Genomic DNA, 19,294 nt, shown 5'->3' on the forward strand with positions numbered 1-19,294 from the left:
CGCAGTACACGAAGTGGCCAGAAGGCAGATAATAAGAAGCATGTTCCGCATAGATCGACAGTAACACGGCGGAGGCATGAGTGTCCGCAGCGACCGTCATCGACACGAATTTCGCGACTGGCCTAGCCTCCCGACTGCAGTCAGTCGATTAGCGCTCGCAGCAACGTTGTGATCTCGCCGAAACCTGCCCTCGAGAAGAGTCAGAACCGGTCGTTTGGGTTCTCAGAGCTAGCAGGCGGGCCAGAAACGACATCCCAGTGCTCAACGATCAGGCAGTCCTGCAATCTGAACACGTCCGCAATCGCGTAATATGCAGCGCCTTCCGCGGGACTGAACCGTGCGTGCACAAACACCATATCGCCTTCGGCGATTGTTCGGAGAATTTCCCATCGTGGACGAGGCGTACTGGCAATCAGCTCTTCCAAGAACGTGATAGTCGCCTCCCGCGTCCCTTGCGGCACGTCGGGCTTATGCTCAACGAAGGAGCGCGAGGCATAGCGCTCGAACGCAGGGCGCGGATGTTGCTCAATCAGGGCCTGATTGTAGAACGCCAGCACTATTTGCCGGCTACTACATTGTGGTCCGACAGAACCAGCCCCAACGCTCGTATGCGCGCAGGCAGCGACAAACAGCGAAGAGGCAAGAGCCAGCCAAAGTGCGCGCACGAGACCTCCCGGAGGGCCACACTGTTACCGACGGCGGTCGTTCTCAATAGTAGTCATTCTCGCATGCACGACCTATTCGGCGCAATCTTCGCCGAAACGCGTCATTCGCGAGATGAACAGACACGTTCCCAATTGGCTGATGCAGCCGCTAATCGTGCATCCACTTCTGGAACCTTGGCATGTCGTCCGGCAGCCGGTGATAGGGCTGCGCGTCGCAAACGTAGTTGGCGCTGTCGGCTTTGCCGTAGAGCGACAAATCATCCAGCGTGCCGAGCTTGATGATAACGGCGATGTCGAACCCCGGCGCGCGCGTGAACAAATGCGTGCCGCATTCGGGGCAGAACTGGCGCGTCACGCCGTTCGGCAAGTCAGCGCGCTTATAGTCTTTGACAGCGCCCTTGGTGATCTCGAATCCGGAGGACGGCATGGCGATCATCATGAGATTGCCTCCGCCTGTGATGTATTGGCATTCGCGGCAATAGCACTCCGCGCGCATGATCGGCTCGCCCTCCGCCCGATAGCGCACACCCTTGCAGTAGCAACCGCCTTCAATTTTCATGTGAGCCTCCCCGAAAGAAGACCACGAGTGACATGCCGACGTGCCAAACTCCAGCACGTCATCCGACAGGCAGAATTGGACCACGGCCCGTCCAACCAACAAGTTACTTGAATGGCGGGCGCGCTCAATTGATGCCGTAGATCACATTCGACACGCTGCGCGGCGTTGTCGCCGTTATCCGCCATTGGGTGGCTTCGGTTGGCCTGCACCATGTACTACTGCTCTGTAAGCCTGTCTTTTGCCGCGCCTCGGCGCCCCAAGGAATTCGATGGCCACTTCCGCAATTACCCAGCCGCTTCGATTGCCGAGCGAGACGCTGCCCAATCGCTTGGCGAAGGCGGCGATGACCGAAGGCCTAGCCGACTGGCGCGGTCATGCCTCCGAGGGGCTTGTCCGCCTGTATGAAGCGTGGGGGCGCAGCGGCGCCGGTCTCTTGATAACCGGCAATGTTCAAGTCGACGCCGAGCACCTTGAACGACCGGGCAACGTAGTGATTGCCGGCTCACAAGGCGAACAAGCGAAGTCAGCGCTCAAGCGCTGGAGTCAAGCCGCGCGCGCAGGCGGCGCAGGCGTGTGGATGCAGTTGAGCCATGCCGGGCGCCAGACGCCTGCGTTGGTGAACCCCACGCCAAAGGCGCCGTCATCGGCGCCTCTTGCTCTGCCTGGAAAACTGTACGGCGTTCCTGTGCCTCTGCGAGAGGAAGAAATAGCGCTTGTCGTAGAACGCTTCGCAGCGGCCGCAGCAGTGGCGCGAGAGACTGGGTTCACAGGCGTTCAGATACACGCCGCTCACGGTTATCTCCTTTCGCAGTTTCTGTCACCGCTCGCCAACCGGCGCGCAGATGCGTGGGGAGGCTCGCTTGAGAACCGGGCTCGCTTGCTCCTCGAGATTGTTCGCGCAATCCGTGCGAGCGTCGGTAAGGACTTCACCGTCGCAGTCAAACTAAACTCCGCTGACTTTCAAAAAGGCGGGTTCACGCCCGGGGAAAGCCTCACAGTTGCTGGGTGGCTCGAAAGAGAGGGCGTCGATCTCATCGAGATTTCGGGTGGCAACTACGAACAACCGCGAATGATGAAATTGGAGGGTGTCGAAAAGCCAGATCTTACCGGGCTCCCGACGTCCACTACCGCGCGCGAAGCCTACTTCATGGATTTTGCTGTCCAGATGCGCGGCCACCTGAAACTTCCGCTGATGGTGACCGGCGGATTGCGAACATCTCAAGCGATGAATGACGCTATCGCCAATGACGGCATTGCGCTCGTCGGCATCGCTAGGCCCATGGTTGTCGACCCAGACGCTGCTCGCCGACTACTCGATGGAGCCGCGGCGCTTGACCGCTATGAAGATCGTCTACGGCTTGGCCCCGGTGTGTTCGGCCCGAAATCTCCGTTCACATTGGTTCGAGCCGCCAACGGGTTTGGGGCACTCTATTGGCAATATCAGCAACTTCGCCGGCTTGCGCGCGGCGAGCCGCCAAAGCTTGCTTTGGGGCTGCTCCAGGCCATCAGTTCCGAGCAACGCTGCCAGCGAGAATGGATGGCAAATTACGACCCGCAAGCGCATTAGCTTCACGCATGCTGCCAAACGGCAGGGACGATCCAAATCGGACACAAGCCCTGGCAACCGCTGACGGCGCACTCTCGCCGGAGGCGGTCACTCATCCCTTGGCTCACGGGTCCACGAAATCATCGAGGTGAGGGCGCGAATCCGACTATCGAGAAAGCTAGCAGGGAGGCGGTCCGCGTTACCAACGGCTTTCTTGCGACGTTTCGGCGAGTGGCAACCACGCGAGCGTGACACCGCTCAATGTCCGACGCCAGACCTAGCCCGAGGCGGGCGCCACAGCATGTTACGTTCAAGCATGCATTTTCTTGTCACTCGCGACGCAGCCGGCTTTTGGCACTGGAAGCTCCTCATGACGGATCTCAGCACGATCGCGGGGAGTGTACTGGCCTACGCTACACGCGTGGCCTGCGAGGACGGAATTGATCTCGTGAGGATCACCAACAACGGCACGCCAATTCGCTACACGCCTCAGGACATAGCAGAATAACTCGCGCTCCTTCGACCGGCCTACTCTCTGGCGGTCTCAAATGGTGAGCGCAACACGCACCTTAATTTGAGGTCGTGGAGCGAGGACAGTGAGAAAGCTCTCCACAGCGGACAGTGATTTAGCGCACACAGCAACGGCGTGTCGTCGCCGACTGTGGACGCTGTCAAGACGGGGCTGCAAGGCATACGCTTCACGCCATGCAATTGCGTCTCGGATACGTGGCGTATAAGAATTTGTGGACCTGTCGGGTTCTGCCCGGGCCGCGCGAGGCAGCCGAAGCCACTCTTCGCACCATCGGATGGCACAGCGCCTTCCTTCTCCCGTGCATCTCTCTCGACAAGTCTCCTGCCTGAGCCGTCACGCGGTGGGGGCGTGGTTTGCCCGGTGCAGCAGAGCTGTTAGACCGCCCGCATGAGATTGATCCTTATCGCCGCTTTGTTTGTGCTTGGCTGTGCGTCCGCTCCGCCGCCTTTGTCGAGCGACGCCGAAATTGAAGCCGCCGAGCGCTCACCGCTGAATGAGTATGCGATCAACGGCCGTTGGAACGAGCCCTATGAGCCGTTCACGGTGATCGGCAATATCCACTATGTCGGGACGGCCGGTGTGAGTTCGTTCCTGATCACGACACCTGAAGGGCATTTCTTGATCGATGGCATCTTGCCGCAAAGCGTGCCGCAGATTGCCGCCAATATCCGCGCGCTCGGATATGATATCCGAGACGTAAAGTACCTGTTGAACTCCCACGCGCACTTCGATCATGCGGGTGGCCTCGCGGGGTTACAGCGTTTGAGCGGCGCGACAATGGTGGCGAGCGCCGCGGACAGGCCGGTGCTGGAAGCGGGCGACATATCTTATGGGCCAAGCGCAGGAATGCGGTTCCCGCCCGTTCGTGTCGACCGCGTGATCGGCGACAATGAGAGCTTAAACCTCGGCGGCGTGACGCTGACCGCGCATCTGACGCCCGGCCATACCGAGGGATGCACCTCATGGACGATGGACGTCACCGGTAACGACGGAGCGCGTCATACAGTCTTCTTCCATTGCAGCGCGACGGTTGCGGGGCAATCACTCGTGCCAGAGTCCTATCCGGGAATGGTCGCGGCGTTTCGATCGACGTTCGCCCGCGTGCGCGAGATGCGCGCTGACGTCTTTTTGGGCAATCATGAGAATTTCTTCGACTTGGATGCCAGGCGCGACCGCCTGCGCGCCGGCGACGTGAACGCATTCGTCGATGCAAATGCCTTAAGCGCTTTCAACGTGGCGCTTGAGGCTGCCTTCGAAGCGGAGTTCGCGCGCCAGCAAGGCGCGGCGCACTGATTTGACGGGCCACGCTTGGGGCTGGCCTGTCGCAACTTTTCTGAATGGCTGGAGCGCTCCGATCGAGCCGTTCGTGCCCTGCTCGGCAATGCGTCTCACAATCACCGACGATGGTCATTCGGCAGGCACTTAAAATTCCTCTTGAGCCGGCCCCTAGGGCCGGCCTCATCAGAATGTGCATGCATCGCCGTACCTTAATCGCGGCGGCGTGCGCATCCACAATGGGTGCAGCGGCCGCTCAGGAGAGTCCCATGAACGAAGAGGACGCAACACTTATCGTTGATGGCGTCCGCCTGCCCGGGCGTATCACGCGTCCGCGGGGCGCGGCCCGCGCCTGCATCCTTTTATTGCCCGGCTCGCTTTTCAGCGATGTTGACGGAGATTACCCAGCCTGGAATGTGCGTCCCCACCTCTACCGTGATCTTGCACACCAACTTTCGCGGGGCGGCATCGTCTCGATGCGGCAGGCCAAGATCGGCCCTGGCACCGGCAGCGAGACCATTGATGCAACGCAGGCGCTCGTGCATCAGCGCTTTGCGCAGCGTTTAGTCGTAGCGCGCGCGGCGCTTTCGCACATGCGCGCTGCTGCGCCGGACTTGCCCGCCTTTGTCGCCGGTCACAGCGAGGGTGCACTCGTGGCCTCGTTGTTGGCGGCCGAGCCGGATATCTCTCTCGAAGGCGTCGTCAGCCTCTCCGGGCCGGCCTTGCGCTTGCTCGACATCATGCGGGGACAAGCGGCCGCGATGGCGCCGCCTGGCACGACCCCCGACCTTTCCATCTTTGATCAAGCCGTCGATGACATCCGCGCCGCACGTGCGCTGAGCGCCGACGCGCGACGCAATCCGATGCTTGCGGGGTTGGCTGCCATGCCGCCACAGGCGCTCACCTACCTGCGTGAAGTCGACGCCGTTGATCCGCGAGAAGCCGTCGCGCGGGTGGGCACGCGCGTGCTGCTGGTGCAGGGCGGGCGCGACCAATCAGTGACGCCCGAGCAGGTAGATCAACTCGCCGCCGCACGCTCTGGCCTGCCAACCGAGATCGCGCGATTTCCGGAGCTGCAGCACTTCTACAAGCGAGCGGCGCCTGGGCTCGATCCAATGGCGAGCTTTGCGCTCGGCGGCGAGAGCGACAACGCCGTCTGCGATGCAATCCTTCGTTGGATAGGCTGACACCCTTTAGTGGTCAGCGCGCTCCAATCAAGACAACGGCGCCCTGCTTGTCAATTCGGCTCAGGATCGCCGGACGCGGACATTCCGCGTTGGTCGTGATATCGCCCACGCCGGTCGGAGGTCGCGTGGTTCGACTCCTCGCCTGTCGCTCGCAAAACCTGGAGGGTGGTAGTAGCTCAGCGGTAGAGCATCCGGCTGCTTTGCGCCGAAGGTGGACCTACAGCGGCGCTCCGCATTTCAGACAATCACGCTGACCGCGCAGATAGCGCCTCGCAATTCCCATAGGTCTTGAAACCCAACTCCACGGTGGGCGCAGTGGGATAAGTGAAGGCTCGAACAATGATGTCGTGCAATGCGGACAAGCGCAGCGTAAGGAGCCCCGCCCAACGACCGGAAGCGGGACCAAGAGCAATCCGGCACCTGAAACTAAGAGCATTCCTTGCCACGAGCCCAGCGCAATGGACGTGGTTGCGAGCGTCCCGCTCAAGAGCACGATCGGGGCAATGGTGAAGACAACGGCTAGCATGCCAACGCCGCTGACCAGGTACGCGAAGGATACAATGCCCGCGTGAACGGCACGGTCTCGCCGAAAGCCTCCATTGCAGATCGTTCGCAGCAACACGAAGCATTGCCGAGACGATCGCGACACTTTCCCTAATTTGATCTGACGCAAGATCGGAGGCGACCGGTAGCGGAACATAAGTTGATGGGGCCTGTTGGCCTTGAACGCGCTTTTGCCGCCCCGCGGTCCATCTGACAATCGCGTAGTACCCAGAGGCCTCTATGCTAGCCGTAATGCATCGACTGAGAGCGTATCACGCGCTCCTCGCGGTCTTGGCGATCGCGGCCTACCTAAGCGCTGAGTGGGGCAGAATCCACGCGTGGTTCGGTTACGGCGTTGCTGCGGTTATCGTGCTGCGGCTCGCCCTGGCGCTCACAGGAGCTCCGCAGCTGGGCCTTATGCGGTTCTATCCGCATTTCGAGGGGATGAAGCTCGGCAATGCGATGACCCACCCGGCAATAAGCCGAACTTTATTGCTGGCGATTGCAATAAGTTTGCTGGGAGTCACAGGAACAGGGATCGTGATGGATCGAGGGCGCGCAATCGGCGTGGCCGGAACGTCGCCTGTCTACGCGAGCGCCATCATTGGCGAAACACAGGACCGCGAATACGATGAACGCGTACGTGAATCAGGCGAAGACGAAGAAGAAGGCGTCGTTGCGGAAATCCACGAATTGCTGGCGAATCTGCTCGTCCTGCTAGTCGGCTTGCACGTCACCTATTTGCTACTTTTCAAGCGGCCTCTGGCGCGGTTCATGCTGTTTGCCGAGCCACGCAAAAAGTAAGCGGCCAGCGGCAGGCGACATCTAGATCAGCCATTCACATTGATTGTTGAGGTTCGGCGTGATCTCGCCGGTAGGCGACATTCCTCACTTCGAGCCGTTCACCGCTCGTTTGCAATCGTCGATGGGGCCGGAAAGCGCCCCCCCCGCCGCCGCCGCCGGCTAGAAGCGGTTCTTCAAAGTCATAACTTCAGCAATTTGCTCAACGCTCTTTCCGTCGAGATTGAGATAAAGGATCAGCGCGTTGAGAAAGTCCGCCTCGTCTTCGGTCAAATCACCGTCCGCTAAAACGAGGTCCAGAGCGTGCGCGAACAGCGGCAGCCGCATCTCGTCAGGCAGAGCTGCGCACGCCTCGCGCAGGGCGCCTTCACTGTCACGCAAGCGCTCGACAATGCGGATGTTTATTTCGGTTAGCTGCGCAGGCGAAAGCGACTTCAGGGCGCGCGATCTGTGAACCAGAGCGATCAGTTCTTCCTGCTCCACGGCGGCGATTTCGCCGTCGCAGCCGACGGCGGCAAAGAGGACCGCAAGAAACGCTTCCGGCACGCTCCAATGGCCAGGCGCGCGCGAAGCGCTGGCCCCCACAAGCTGCGACCAATCAAGCGCCTCCTCCGTAGAGGCCTTGCCTAAGGTTGAAACAAAGAAGTCGGCCATGGATCGCTCTCCTATTGATTCTGACTATCGATCCAGCAGAGCCAACCTTTGATCGAGCGCAACCGCGCTGCTTCGGATTCACGGCGGCTAGAAGGAAACGCCCGGCTTAAGCTCTCGGCGTTCTCGACGAGCCGGTCAGGCCCTCAATGTCAATACGGGGCGCCATCACCGAAAGCGGAAATGCTACGCTTTCTCACGCGCCACTAAGTACGGCTTTGAAGCCTCCCCGGCTTCGCCAACTCGGAGCGTCTCCAACTGCTCCTCCAACAATTGTCGGAGCGTAGCTTGTGTTTCAGCGTCGACTGACGTCGCAAGCTGCAAGCGCATGCGCGTGGCATTCGCGCGGGCGACAAATGCATCCATTGGGGTCACGAGAACCTCCCCTTTCAAAACAGGCGAACCGACTAAACGGTGACGAGTTGCACGAAGAACGATCAGCGAAAAATCACGCGTCGCGATCGTTGATCCCGATCAATAAAGCCGCGTCCAAGTGAACGAGGTACGTCTATGAGAGGCTGAAACCCACCAATCGCGCGATCCCCCCGCCAAACAAGCCGCCAAGCATGACGCCCGCCCAAAGGCCCGCCATCGCGCCACCAAGATCGAACCTTACGCCTTCCGCTCGCCTGGGAGTAGCGATCGCGCCGCCCAACCAACCCACGAGCCCCAAAACACCGCCGCCATCCCAAGACCAAACGCAAATGGAGAGCGAAACCAAAAGAACGGCGAACTCCGCGAGCGGCACTGCAATCATCCTTTCGGATGCGATTGACCTATTCACCGGATTGCCCTCCGCATCAGCGCGGTGTGGTAGGTCCAAATGGATGACAAAGCCTGCCAAGTCTGTACGGCAACGCGCACAGGGCGATCACGCTCGGCAGAAATTGCGGCGCTAGTCGTTTCCGCGAACGGCGAAGTCCTTGCCCACATCAACGGCGCCGCGACGCCTGCGGACGAACAAGGATGCGCACGCCAAGGGGACGTCGAATTCGGACGTTATCGAGAAATGGCGCGGCGCGTCGGCGATCTTCGTCATCTGGCGATCGACAGTAAATTACGAAGCTGCGATATTGTGGGACTTCGCGAGGACGACGTCTGGGTGGGCGGTGAGGCAAACGAACGAAAGTGCCGGGAGAGGAGATTTCGATGCTGGCCATCTTATTCGCTCAGGCTGTGGTCAATGTTCCGGCCATTTCGCCCGCTGAGCTGTTCGGCGCCCCTGCCAATCCCAGTCACTTGAGCTTGGTAGTGGCCGACACAGTATCCGAGACCGATCCGCAGAAGCTGTGCCCCCAAGCCAACTGCACATCGCTGTTTCTTGGTAGATATGAGAATGCTCGGACACTGGCGGGCGTTGCACTTCCGACGCAGTTTGCAGCTCGCGTAGAAATGGGCTCGCCCTGGAATATGCGCTACCGCCTCGCGTTGATCGTTGAGCAGCGTCCAGGAATGGAACCTCTCGTCCGCGCGATGGCAGGTTTCAATCAAAATACGAGCGAAGCCTGCTTCGACGTTCGAGAGACCGAGGCGCTTCGCTGGCAGCCAGAGGCGCCGGAAATTGTTCGTCAAAACGCAGTGATGTGCGTGAACGAAAACGGCTAGCGTGCAGTGTCCGCCCCGCTCGCCCTCGCGAACATCGATTTCATGAGGATGGGTGCTGTCGCCCGCGGCGTCGGTAGCGTCGTCGCCGATGAGCGTCGTTCGCTACGCTAGCGCGTACGCAAGCCTAAGTCGGCGTCGTCAACCGGGTGCAGCCCAGTGCTTTACATCAATTCAAGAGAACAACTGGCGCGAAGCTGGCGAAACGTGTTTACCAAGTGGCGATCGCCCAAACGATCGGCGAGGTCGATTCCAGCTTCGATCCGCATCATCGTTCGCGCGCTGCATCCTTGACCAAGCTGCTGAGCGAAGGCCACGTGCCTAAACAACTCTCTCGGGTTGGGGGCAAATGGTTGCGCCGTGTTCTTGCGTCGGCGGTGTCGTAAATGCGGCCGTCGCGCGACACGGCGGCAAGGCCCGACATAGGTTTCGTGATCGACCCATTGCATTGCCTCAAAATAGCGCCTGAGGCTTAATTCAATTGCTCACAAAGACGGTCGATTTGCAGTTTACCAAGGTTGGATATCTCAATTGATCCAGCCGGAGGCATAGAGCGAAATTCGGTGACCGGCTTAGTCGACCTTTGACTTCATGGCCGGTTCGCCTCGAACCGGCCATCCGCAGCATGGTTCTTTTGGCGCTTGAGGTAGGCCTTCACATAGCTCGGGGGGATCAGCCGCACTGTGTGCCCGAGGCGCGAGAGTTCACGCGCCCAAAAATGCGCCGAGGCGCATGCCTCCATGCCGATCAGGCATCGCGCCTGCTTCTCGAAGAACTCCAACAATCGCGATCGGCTCAAACGCCGCCGCAACGCGACCTCGCCGGTGCTATCGACGCCGTGCGCTTGAAACACAGATTTCGCGATATCCAATCCAATCGTAACGGCCTGCATTGGTGCTCTCCTCCGGCTCGAACCTGCGGCTTACGCTGCAGGCGGGGCGGAGAGCCGTCCACCGCATCGAAAACGGCCATATTGCCGGTCGCTGCCTTTATCGACGCCTCTCAATGCGATTCATCAGGCTAAGAATTTCAAACAAGAGATCACGGTCAGCGATGCTTAGTTGGCCGAGGCAAAAATCCTTCGCTCTCTCGGGAGAGTGGCGTCTTCCCCATTCTACGCAAGCCCGCTCGAAACGCTGCAGCAAATCATCGGCGGCGCGCATCGCGAGTCCCCTCCAAAGGCGGGCACGCATCCGACGCGCCAAACCGCAGACACCGGAAAACCGGCTCCCATACGATGCTTGACCGAGTCGGGTCGGCAATTGTGTACGCCAACGCACAAATCAGGATTCGCTAAGTTCCTCAGTTGCGGTCAATCGCTTAGCCACCGCAGCAACGGCGCGTTGTCGCAGAACTCAGACATCGGACCCGGCTGCGAAATGTCCGGAGTCGCTACGAGGGTTGCGTGATGTCCGTCTCGGATCGAGTCTTAGGCCGCCGCCCCTCGTCGCATCAGCGCTTCTACTGGCGCCGATGGCGCTTGCACCTTCGACGCCGAGTTTCGACCTGGGGTATGGGATGTGGATCGCGGCTCCCGGTTGGAGCCACCTGTTTGGACTGTCGCTTGTCGTTTGGTGGGCTGCGCTGGCCTTCGCAATTGAGTCACGGACGACCCGGCCCATACGACACAAACTACGCGTCGTACTTGCGCTTGCGGCTTGCGCCTTCGCAAACGTGACCGTCATGTCGTTCTTGATTGCCACTCTTGCTCGACAACCGATCCTGACCGCATTGGCGAGAGTAGCCGTGTGGAGTTGGATCGCTAGCGTTCTGGCGACCTGTTGGTTCACCGCAAGGGCGATTGTGACACTAACGACCGGCAACTCCGATACGGGCGAGACTTTGGGCGTCGCGCTTTTGATTTTCTTCGCTCCGATTGGAGTTTGGTTTCTTCGAAAGAGTATTGCGAAGGTCTTGGCGCAGCCCCGTGCATTGCAAATCCAAAGAGTCCGGATTGAGCCAGGGTGCGTCATACGCCTGATTTTCGCGACCGACCTACACGCTCCAAACCGGACCGCGATTTAGCGCACGCAACAAAGGCGTGTTGTCGCCGAAATAGGACATTCGCGAGAATCTCGATCTTGGATAGCCGATTTAGCCTCGGCGCTTATTCGGCGGCGGCAAAGCACCGCGCGAACGAGAGCGCACCGAGCGTGCGAACATTGGCCCGGGCCGACCTACTGCGCCGGGGTCATCGTTACCATCGATGGAAATTCTGGATTCGGAGATGGTTCTTGCGCGGTCTCTGTCCAGGTGACGATGGTGCGAAGCGTGCGGGTTTGCGGCTCGTCCGCGACCATAACATCTTCATCGTATTCCAAATCAATGCGTCCGGGCGATGCGGCGATCACGCGATAATCGCGAAAGTCGCCGAGAAGAAAAGCCCTCTCATCATGCGGTGAGACGAAGGCCAGATAGACACGAAGGCCGTTCATGGCCGGATCGCCACTCGCCATTCCGTACATGCGCACCGCGGCGATATTCGACATGTCCGGAAGATCGTTAAACTTGACCACTGCAAACGCTGCGATTGCTGGATCGTCTTGAGCGAGCGGGCTCCATGTTTGGGGCTCGCCATCACCTTCAACGAAACGCGCCGGCGCCTCGACGCTGGACGGGGCGGTCGTGGTTGAAGGGTTGCAACCCGCGACGGTGAGGCACCCAGCTATCAGCACCGCAGAAATTGAAACGCGACAGATCGACATCTGGCCCCCACCCCACAACGTCGACTTTCGCTAAAGACCCCGCTCCACAAAGGCAAGCCCAGGCTGGCCAGTGTCGCAAAAGAGCCAAGGCGCGTCATGGCGCGAATTTTCGCGCCCGGCTTACGCGCTCCAAAGCAGCCAGTGGCCTAGCTCACCCAGCAATGGCGTGGTGTCGCCGGAAGGCGGCCTTCCAGTTCAGCCGTTCGTGGCGGATCCGCCAGCACCTGCGTCACGGCGCACCGGTCGGCTGAGCAGTTAGGGCGTCCAGCATGCGGCTTGCAGTATCCCCAATGAGAGCGCGACGCCGGACTGTACGATTGCCGCCGAGTACCTTCCGGCGACAATATCGGCAGTCAGACTGGGAAGAACCAGCCGCGCCCCAAATTGACCAACGGTCTGAACCAAGAGCGCTCCGACGCCCCACATCGCCGTCTGCATCAATGAGCCGCTCACACTGATCACAAGTGCGAGTGGAATGACAAACCCGAGCAGCGAGCCGGTCAAGCCAAGGGCAGCCGCGCCATTGCCCTCGCGCATGAGCTTGAGTTCATTGTGCGGCGTAGTCCAAACGTAGGTTAGGATGAACACCGCGGTTAACGCGACCGCCGCGCCGAAATAGATCGCAAAGGAGAGGAAAGAGTTCGCCAAACTGGGTTCGTAGTCAGTCATGTTGCTCACCAAGAGTGCAGCCAAAATCTAAACCAGCCTAGGCTGAAAGATCTGGATTCGCGAATGGCCGATTGGATTAATCCTTCAGTGCGGTTTCTGTTGGCTCAGTTTCAACAGCGCTCCCGCTTGTGACACTCTCGACGCGGCCATCGCTTAGGCTGATGCGACGTGTGCAGCGTGCGGCCACATGTTCATCATGCGTGCAGATTAGGAAGGTGGCGCTCTCCTCTCGATTGATCTCCCGCATCAAATCAAGAACCTGATCCGCTGCGACACGATCAAGACTGCCAGTTGGTTCATCGGCGAGCACGAGCTCCGGATTGTTCATGAGCGCGCGTGCGATAGCGACGCGCTGCTTCTGCCCGCCGGACAGACGAGTAGCAGGAAAGTCCATGCGATCCGACAAGCCCACTCGCGCCAACAATTCTCGTGCGCGCTGGCGCATCGCAACTGTGACCACGCCTGCAGGTGCGGCCGCTGGGAAGGCCACGTTCTCTGTCGCCGTGAAGTCCGGCAAGAGGTGATGAAACTGAAAAATAAAGCCGAGCCGCCGGTTACGGAATAAGGCGCGTTCTCCGTCAGACAGCCCATCTACACGCTCACCGGCAATGGTGATCGTTCCGCTGGTTGGCCGCAGCAGAAGCCCCACAATCGACAGAAGCGTTGACTTACCCGATCCGGACGCGCCGAGGAGCGCAACCAGTTCTCCAGGTTCAAGCGTGAGGTCGACGCCCTTCAGTACCTCAGTGAGTTCATCGCCGTTGCGGAACGTCATGCCAATCCCGCGCGCATCAAGAACGGCGTTCATTGTTGAATCGCCTCAAGCGGATCAAGCCGCGCAGCAGAGCGCGCCGGGATGACCGACGCCAACACAGCACCGATCGTGGTCAGCAAGAAGACCGCGACATAACCGCCTTCGCTAGGGGCGATCGGAAGCGCCATGGCGCCGTCTGGTTTGGTCAGCGTCGCTAGCCACGAGCAAAGAGCAAAGCCACTCAGACACCCGATCCCAGCGCCGACCATGCCGATGAGCAAACCCTGCAACACGAACACGCCAGCGATAAAGCGCTTCGAGACGCCGAACGCGCGCATGATGCCGACTTCGCCCCTACGTCTGTTGGCCGACAGACTCAAAGCGCTGGCGATGCCAATAAGCACGGATATGAGCGAGAAAATTTGGATGAGCGTCCCAGTCTGCGCTTGGGCCGCGAGCGCGCCTTCCAGATTTGCGTTCTTCTCTTGCCACGACGTTGCGCGCAGACCCGTCGCTTCCGCCAAAAAGGCGGCAAAATCTCGTGCGCGTGCGGGCTCGACGAGCTTCACTTCAATATTCGTTACGCCTTCCGGAAGCAGAAAAAGCGGGCGCGCGGTCTGGATCGAGAGGTAGGCCACTCTCTCGTCGAGACTTTGCAAACCGGTCTCGAAAACGCCGCGTACTATAAGCAGCCGATCTACACCTCGATCAGTGCGAAACAGCACGGGTTGGCCGGCGGACAATCCGAGATTTTCCGCCAATCGAACGCCGATCAGAATGCCGTCAGCGCCAAGGCTCGAATCACCGCTCACGATTTCGGTGCTAATCGGCGAGATAGCGTCCAGTCCCGCAGGATCAACCGCCGTCACCGCGACCGGCGCGACCGCCTCACCTTTCACTAGAAAGGCGCTCCCCGAAATCTGCGGACTGATTGCCGACACCGATGCCTGGCTACGCAAGAGTTCAACGGTCGACGCCCAAGCTCGAATCTGGCGGCGCTGGAACGTCGAAACGATGGCGACAGATTCAACATTCGCGTCAGGGCTGGGTAAAACACGCGCCACGCGCGTCACGGGCTCAAGCGAGACGTGGGCGCTATTAGCGGTCACATCGTCGGTCAACCGTATCGCCAATCCTTGAATGAGAGCGGTGATGAAAACAAACGCGGTCACGCCTAGCGCGACCCCCACAATCAACAATGCGGTTTGCGAGGGATTTGAAAAGAGATAACGGCGGGCGACGGTGAAGGCGAACACGGGCGCTAACTCGCCGGCGTCGAAATGGGGGCCTGCGCGCGGGCGCGAACATGAGCCCCTGCTCTGGTGTCGGCCGGCGCGAGCACTACCCGGTCACCACGGGCGAGCCCACTGTCAATGATCGCGTTCAAAGATGGCCAATCGGCAATTTCGATGGCTCGCGCGATGACGCGGTCATTCGCATCAACCACATAGACTTTTGGTTCCGTGCTGGCGTCGATGATTGTTTGGCGCGGCACCGCGATTCCTTGCTCGCGACGAGCGACGATAATCGTTACGTCGACAGACCGTCCTGGCGGGATGCTCGCCGGCTCGACAGGCGCAAGCTTAATCAAGCGCCCGCCTGTCGTCGGATCCACGCGGGGCGACACTTCGCTGATGCGAGCGGCGAATATCTCATCGGACCCCGAAAGCGCTGCGCGCGCCTCCATGCCGGTTCGCAGAACATCGCCATAGGCTTCGTCAACATCTGCTTGAAGCTCGATGTCGTCGCGAGAGCCGAGCTGAAACAAGGTCGTTTCCGGAGAGATGACCTGGCCGTTGTCGATGGGGCGCACCAGAACGACGCCTGCCATCGGCGCTCGAATTGTGAACTCCCGCGTCTGCGCGGCAGTGGCGCGGCGCTCAGCGGACGCAGCCGCGAGGCCTGCTTGAGCTGAACGCAGCGTCGCTCGCGCTTCATCGAGCGCTGCGGCAGAGGCAAAGCCCCTATCCGCTAACGTGCGCGTCCGGTTGAACGCCAGTTGGGCCCGGTCGAGTTCGGCGCGTGCGGCGCGCTCGCGCGCGCTGTTGGCGTCAGCTTGCGCTTGCTCCACTGTCGAGCGAACAATGGCGAGAGGCGCGCCCGCCGCTATCAGATCGCCATCGTCATGCAGCAAGCGAATGACCTGACCCGCATTCGGCGAGCGCACATCAACGAGGTTGTCGGGCCGCACGCGAGCAACGACGGAGAGAGCAATCTCAACAGGGCCTGGTTGAATTTCAACAACCGCAATCTCGGGGGGCCGCGAGAGCCACCAGCCAAGTCCCGAAAAGAGCAGAACGCCCACCAAGAGCGCAATAAGCACAACAGGACGGCGCTTGGGATCTGAGAGAAGCGTCTCCACGCGGCGGCTCAGAGCGTCAGCCATCAAACGCGCGCCACCTTTGAAAGGCGGCGGCGGCGTAGCGACGCTTGCATCTTCCGTCATCCGAATACTTTCAGCTCGCCGCGCCGCACAGAGAAGCTCTTCGGCTCGCTGCGCGCACAAAGGTTCCTTCGAACCATAGGCGCATTCATGTGGGCGAGCACGCCGGGACGCTTCTGGCGCGAGCCTTACGCCCAATCGGACCGCCCACGCTTACACGGTCCGAAGAACCGGTATCCAGACCTCGTTGCGCCGCATGAACCAGAGCGTCCATGGCGGATTATAGCGCGCAAGCGAGGCAGGACCCGCCGCCCGAAGCTGCTGTCGCGCTATGAACGTCCTCAGCTCTTCGGTCCGGCGCTCGACATCAGCCGGACGCGACAATCCTGAAAAACGCACCACGGCGTAGCGCGCCGCCGGCATCGGAACGAGGCGCACGCGCGCGTCATTCGGCGTTGGCAGCGTTTCCAATGTGTAATTGGCGGGCATCGTGAAGCGGACAATCCACGCGCCCTCCTCTCCCGATTGGGTGACAGGCGCAGTCATCGCGATAGTCTCGCCCGATGCACGCTCCTGCACCACCGGCGCCGTCATCGCGATGCTTTGGCGGCGCGTGTTGCCGCCAAAGATGTAGCCAGCAAGTAAGCGAAAGCCAGCATTGGAAGCCTCGTCACGACTACCGGAGACGCTGACTTCGGCGACGACGAGCGCGGAATAGTCGCGCACTTCGAAGTCGCCCTCGTGAAACGCGACAGTGAACGCAGGTTCCTCGGTCGCCATGGCCTCGCCTCCAAACATAAACAAGGCGCACAACAGGCCTATCAGTGCATTTCTCATGACGGTGTTACGAACGTCGGCTCCTCTTGGTTCAATTCGATCGCACACCCGTCTGACAGTTGCTGATAGAACTTGCATCGGTCATGGCCGTTCCGCAGGGACGCTCGGCGCATCTGACGGCGGTGCTTCGGGCGACGCCGTCGCCGCTCCAGCCTCAACCACAGCGGGGGCGCAAGCCGCACGCGACAAGCCCTTCAAAAACGCGCGCCGCACCATGCCGGCAAAAATGGCGTCACGCAGGAAACGCTCCCTTCCAGAGGCGCCGGACAATCTGCGCACAATACTGCGATAAGGTAGCCTCAGTACGCCTCCTATCGCACCAGACAGAAGACCTGAAGCATCGAGATCGGACTCCTCTTCGTGCGCGAGCGGGTCATCAAGGTCAGGGCCGAGCACCAGATCAAGCGCCGCGATCTCGTTGAGGATTGCGCTGCATTCAGTATCGGCAGGCAACGCATAGGGCGCAGCGGCGGCGCGTATCAGAACCTCTGGCGGATTTTCACGGGTCCAGCCGGTGTCGCGAAACGGCTCCCCGACGGCGTCGCCAACGCGATTGTCTCCGGTCCGATGCGCGTACGTCGTCGCAGCGCATCCGCTCACCGCCAGGAGGCACACACTCAAGGCGAATGCACGGGCGCCGTCCATCGCCAGTTAGGGCTGAGTATTTGAGTTGTCGTCGGTTGCGTCATGGATCGCATCGGCAGGATCATCGTTCTCGCGCCCGGTCGCTTGATCGATCGCCTCGCCGGCGTTCTCAAGGGCGCCATCGCCGCGATCAACCTCGCCTTGCGTGGCTTCTTCGATGGCGGAGTCCATATTCTCGCCGGCCTTCTCAGAACTGCCTTCCTGGTTGCAACCGCCAAGTCCGGCAAATGCCAGCACGGCGAGTGCGGCGAACATTGTCTTGGCTTGCATTGGCTTTCCTCATTCATCAGTGGAGCGACGTTAGAGCGATGACCACGAATACTGCTTGATCTTGCGCAACCTCAATCGACGAAATCTCACAAGCGGGAGCGATGACCGGCGCCGTACTCAATGCCTCGTCATTTGACCTGCAGCGCCGCGAGCACGTCAGCTCCGCCTCGACCAATCAGTTCCTTGTGCACTTCTCCCACAAGTATCGCTGCGAGTTGCTTGTCGTAGTGCCGGCGCATCTCGCCCAAGGTCCGCGGTGGCGCAACAACAACAAGGTGCTTTATCTCCGCTTTTGTCGCCGCTTGATTAAGCCAGCCGACCACTGCTGCGGCGTGCGCATCCTCAACCAAAAGATGTCCGGGGTTGGCCGAACTCGTAATATGACGATCGCCAGAACCTTTATTGTGCTCGTCGAGTTTCGGCGCATCCATTCGCGAAAGCTCCGCCGCGGCCTCGTTGCCGGTGTTGCGATAAAGCTCAAGCTTTTCGCCATCGACAACGGCGACAACGGCCCCATGAGGCAACAGCATGCGTTTCTCCTGACTTCCAATCCTAGACGCACGGCGGCGGTTACCTGGACCGCCGCCGCCTGCTCGCGTCAATCGACGCCGCAACACACATTCAATCGACGACGACCCACACGCCATTGGGTTGTTGGCAGGCATGGCCTTGAGTTTCCCGCGCGCGTCTGTTGATGGTCGCAGATTGGCGATAGGTCGCGCACCGGAACCCATCCGGATCGTCGTAATACTGATCGACGTGGAACCGGCCATAGTTGCCATTGCTCTGATTGCGCCAATCGTAATCGGTGTTCGGACGGTTGGCATTTAAGCCGTCATAATAGGTCCGATAAGCATAGCTGCGATCGGTGCATTCCATGTTGTTGGTCAAAACCGCGCCGATCGCGGCGCCTACAACGACGCCGGCAATCGTGGCGCCGGTGTTATTGTCGTCGCGGCCCGCCGCATTGCCGATCAGACCTCCGATCAGCCCGCCGGCGATGACGGCTGCCGGATCGGGACCGTTGCGGCACTGTTGATAGAAGGTGTCATCATTGTAGCTGTAGGTCCGCTCATAGCGCTGACGCCATCTTTGATCGCGATCGTCGTTGTCGGCGACCGTCAGACGAGACTGACGAAGATCTGTTGTCCGTTCGTTGGTGCGATCAACGAGACAGCCACGGAGGTAGCCGTCATACTGTCGCCGGCCGGCATAAGGCTGCGCCAGGTAGCGGCAATCGGCGTCACGATAGGCAATCCAATAGCGCTCGGCGTTGCGCAGCGCCGTCTCCTGGCTGTACCAATTGCGCGGGCGATTGCGGCGCCACGAGCGGTCAGCGGCGCGCGCTTCAGTAATCCGGCGCTGATAGACATCTGCGAGACGGCGCTCTGCCGCGTCCACATCGGCCTGGGAGGTGTCGCGATAGCGATACCCGGGCTCCGAATCACCCCGGTAGCGATCGTCCTGGTTTTGCGCTGATGCAGGCTGCGCGAAAGCAAGAAGCGATATGCTAGCTGCGGCGAACACGCATGCGCGCATCGTGAGCGCCCGGACGGGCGCCCGCTTCATCCGTTTCATTTTCATCGTAGACGTCCTTACTGTTCGAAACGTCCCGCCTCGCCGCAACACTAGCCAAGAATTTCCGCGCCCTTTTTTGATCGGCATCAAAC

At 60.3% G+C, this 19,294-nt stretch carries 20 protein-coding genes and 1 pseudogene; 6 read left to right on the forward strand and 15 right to left on the reverse strand.

The window, feature by feature from the left end; genetic code table 11:
• Window positions 1-200: 200 nt before the first annotated feature.
• Both ATE48_RS07700 and ATE48_RS07705 read right to left on the reverse strand, forming a co-directional pair.
• The gene (locus tag ATE48_RS07700; RefSeq protein WP_083197213.1) at window positions 201-665 is read right to left on the reverse strand and encodes a nuclear transport factor 2 family protein; all 465 of its coding nucleotides are present in this window, start codon (window positions 663-665) and stop codon (window positions 201-203) included.
• 148 nt (window positions 666-813) lie between these two features.
• Window positions 814-1,224 (reverse strand): GFA family protein, encoded by a 411-nt coding sequence (locus ATE48_RS07705; protein WP_066769760.1) that lies wholly within the window; start codon window positions 1,222-1,224, stop codon window positions 814-816.
• 268 nt (window positions 1,225-1,492) lie between these two features.
• Between ATE48_RS07705 and ATE48_RS07710 the strand changes: the two genes are divergently transcribed.
• The 5 genes from ATE48_RS07710 (at window position 1,493) to ATE48_RS07730 (ending at window position 7,111) form a co-directional block, all read left to right on the forward strand.
• Window positions 1,493-2,791, forward strand: coding sequence for an NADH:flavin oxidoreductase/NADH oxidase family protein (locus tag ATE48_RS07710; protein WP_066769763.1), 1,299 nt, complete (start codon window positions 1,493-1,495; stop codon window positions 2,789-2,791).
• Between the two features lie 349 nt (window positions 2,792-3,140).
• The gene (locus ATE48_RS07715; RefSeq protein WP_156767664.1) at window positions 3,141-3,278 is read left to right on the forward strand and encodes a hypothetical protein; all 138 of its coding nucleotides are present in this window, start codon (window positions 3,141-3,143) and stop codon (window positions 3,276-3,278) included.
• A 411-nt stretch (window positions 3,279-3,689) separates the two neighbouring features.
• Window positions 3,690-4,595: a subclass B3 metallo-beta-lactamase gene (gene bla, locus ATE48_RS07720; RefSeq protein ID WP_066769774.1), complete on the forward strand. Its 906-nt coding sequence runs from the start codon at window positions 3,690-3,692 to the stop codon at window positions 4,593-4,595.
• A 251-nt stretch (window positions 4,596-4,846) separates the two neighbouring features.
• Window positions 4,847-5,764, forward strand: coding sequence for an alpha/beta hydrolase (locus ATE48_RS07725; protein WP_228126847.1), 918 nt, complete (start codon window positions 4,847-4,849; stop codon window positions 5,762-5,764).
• A 795-nt stretch (window positions 5,765-6,559) separates the two neighbouring features.
• The gene (locus ATE48_RS07730) at window positions 6,560-7,111 is read left to right on the forward strand and encodes a cytochrome b/b6 domain-containing protein (protein ID WP_066769778.1); all 552 of its coding nucleotides are present in this window, start codon (window positions 6,560-6,562) and stop codon (window positions 7,109-7,111) included.
• A gap of 159 nt (window positions 7,112-7,270) precedes the next feature.
• Here the strand turns inward: ATE48_RS07730 and ATE48_RS07735 are convergent, their stop codons facing one another.
• Together ATE48_RS07735 and ATE48_RS07745 are read right to left on the reverse strand one after the other, a co-directional pair.
• Complete coding sequence (locus ATE48_RS07735; RefSeq protein WP_066769780.1) at window positions 7,271-7,762, reverse strand: tellurite resistance TerB family protein; 492 nt, start codon at window positions 7,760-7,762, stop codon at window positions 7,271-7,273.
• 505 nt (window positions 7,763-8,267) lie between these two features.
• Entirely contained in the window at window positions 8,268-8,507 is a 240-nt protein-coding gene (locus ATE48_RS07745) for a hypothetical protein (protein WP_228126848.1), read from the reverse strand.
• A 401-nt stretch (window positions 8,508-8,908) separates the two neighbouring features.
• Here ATE48_RS07745 and ATE48_RS07750 point away from each other — a divergent pair, with 401 nt between their 5' ends.
• Window positions 8,909-9,364: a hypothetical protein gene (locus tag ATE48_RS07750; protein ID WP_066769786.1), complete on the forward strand. Its 456-nt coding sequence runs from the start codon at window positions 8,909-8,911 to the stop codon at window positions 9,362-9,364.
• A 613-nt stretch (window positions 9,365-9,977) separates the two neighbouring features.
• Here the strand turns inward: ATE48_RS07750 and ATE48_RS07760 are convergent.
• The 11 genes and pseudogenes from ATE48_RS07760 to ATE48_RS07820 form a co-directional block, all read right to left on the reverse strand.
• Window positions 9,978-10,253: pseudogene (locus ATE48_RS07760) on the reverse strand (IS110 family transposase); the annotation flags it as partial.
• A 1,285-nt stretch (window positions 10,254-11,538) separates the two neighbouring features.
• On the reverse strand, window positions 11,539-12,066 hold the full coding sequence (locus ATE48_RS07775) for a hypothetical protein (RefSeq protein WP_066769796.1): 528 nt from the start codon (window positions 12,064-12,066) through the stop codon (window positions 11,539-11,541).
• 255 nt (window positions 12,067-12,321) lie between these two features.
• On the reverse strand, window positions 12,322-12,735 hold the full coding sequence (locus ATE48_RS07780; RefSeq protein WP_066769798.1) for a DUF350 domain-containing protein: 414 nt from the start codon (window positions 12,733-12,735) through the stop codon (window positions 12,322-12,324).
• A 76-nt stretch (window positions 12,736-12,811) separates the two neighbouring features.
• On the reverse strand, window positions 12,812-13,543 hold the full coding sequence (locus ATE48_RS07785; protein ID WP_066769806.1) for an ABC transporter ATP-binding protein: 732 nt from the start codon (window positions 13,541-13,543) through the stop codon (window positions 12,812-12,814).
• Window positions 13,540-14,745: an ABC transporter permease gene (locus tag ATE48_RS07790; protein ID WP_066769809.1), complete on the reverse strand. Its 1,206-nt coding sequence runs from the start codon at window positions 14,743-14,745 to the stop codon at window positions 13,540-13,542. The genes ATE48_RS07785 and ATE48_RS07790 overlap by 4 nt, the downstream gene beginning before the upstream one ends.
• 5 nt (window positions 14,746-14,750) lie before the next feature.
• Complete coding sequence (locus tag ATE48_RS07795) at window positions 14,751-15,935, reverse strand: efflux RND transporter periplasmic adaptor subunit (RefSeq protein WP_228126849.1); 1,185 nt, start codon at window positions 15,933-15,935, stop codon at window positions 14,751-14,753.
• Window positions 15,936-16,085: 150 nt separating this feature from the next.
• The gene (locus ATE48_RS07800) at window positions 16,086-16,652 is read right to left on the reverse strand and encodes an SOUL family heme-binding protein (protein ID WP_083197518.1); all 567 of its coding nucleotides are present in this window, start codon (window positions 16,650-16,652) and stop codon (window positions 16,086-16,088) included.
• A gap of 138 nt (window positions 16,653-16,790) precedes the next feature.
• Complete coding sequence (locus tag ATE48_RS07805; protein ID WP_066769815.1) at window positions 16,791-17,354, reverse strand: hypothetical protein; 564 nt, start codon at window positions 17,352-17,354, stop codon at window positions 16,791-16,793.
• A 6-nt stretch (window positions 17,355-17,360) separates the two neighbouring features.
• Window positions 17,361-17,624 (reverse strand): hypothetical protein, encoded by a 264-nt coding sequence (locus ATE48_RS07810; protein ID WP_066769823.1) that lies wholly within the window; start codon window positions 17,622-17,624, stop codon window positions 17,361-17,363.
• 128 nt (window positions 17,625-17,752) lie between these two features.
• On the reverse strand, window positions 17,753-18,154 hold the full coding sequence (locus ATE48_RS07815; RefSeq protein ID WP_066769827.1) for a host attachment protein: 402 nt from the start codon (window positions 18,152-18,154) through the stop codon (window positions 17,753-17,755).
• Between the two features lie 91 nt (window positions 18,155-18,245).
• Entirely contained in the window at window positions 18,246-19,208 is a 963-nt protein-coding gene (locus ATE48_RS07820; RefSeq protein ID WP_066769830.1) for a lysozyme inhibitor LprI family protein, read from the reverse strand.
• Window positions 19,209-19,294: the final 86 nt, after the last annotated feature.

Origin of the sequence: Candidatus Viadribacter manganicus (genome assembly GCF_001679665.1) — a bacterium.
Taxonomy (GTDB): Bacteria; Pseudomonadota; Alphaproteobacteria; order Caulobacterales; family Aquidulcibacteraceae; genus Vitreimonas; species Vitreimonas manganica.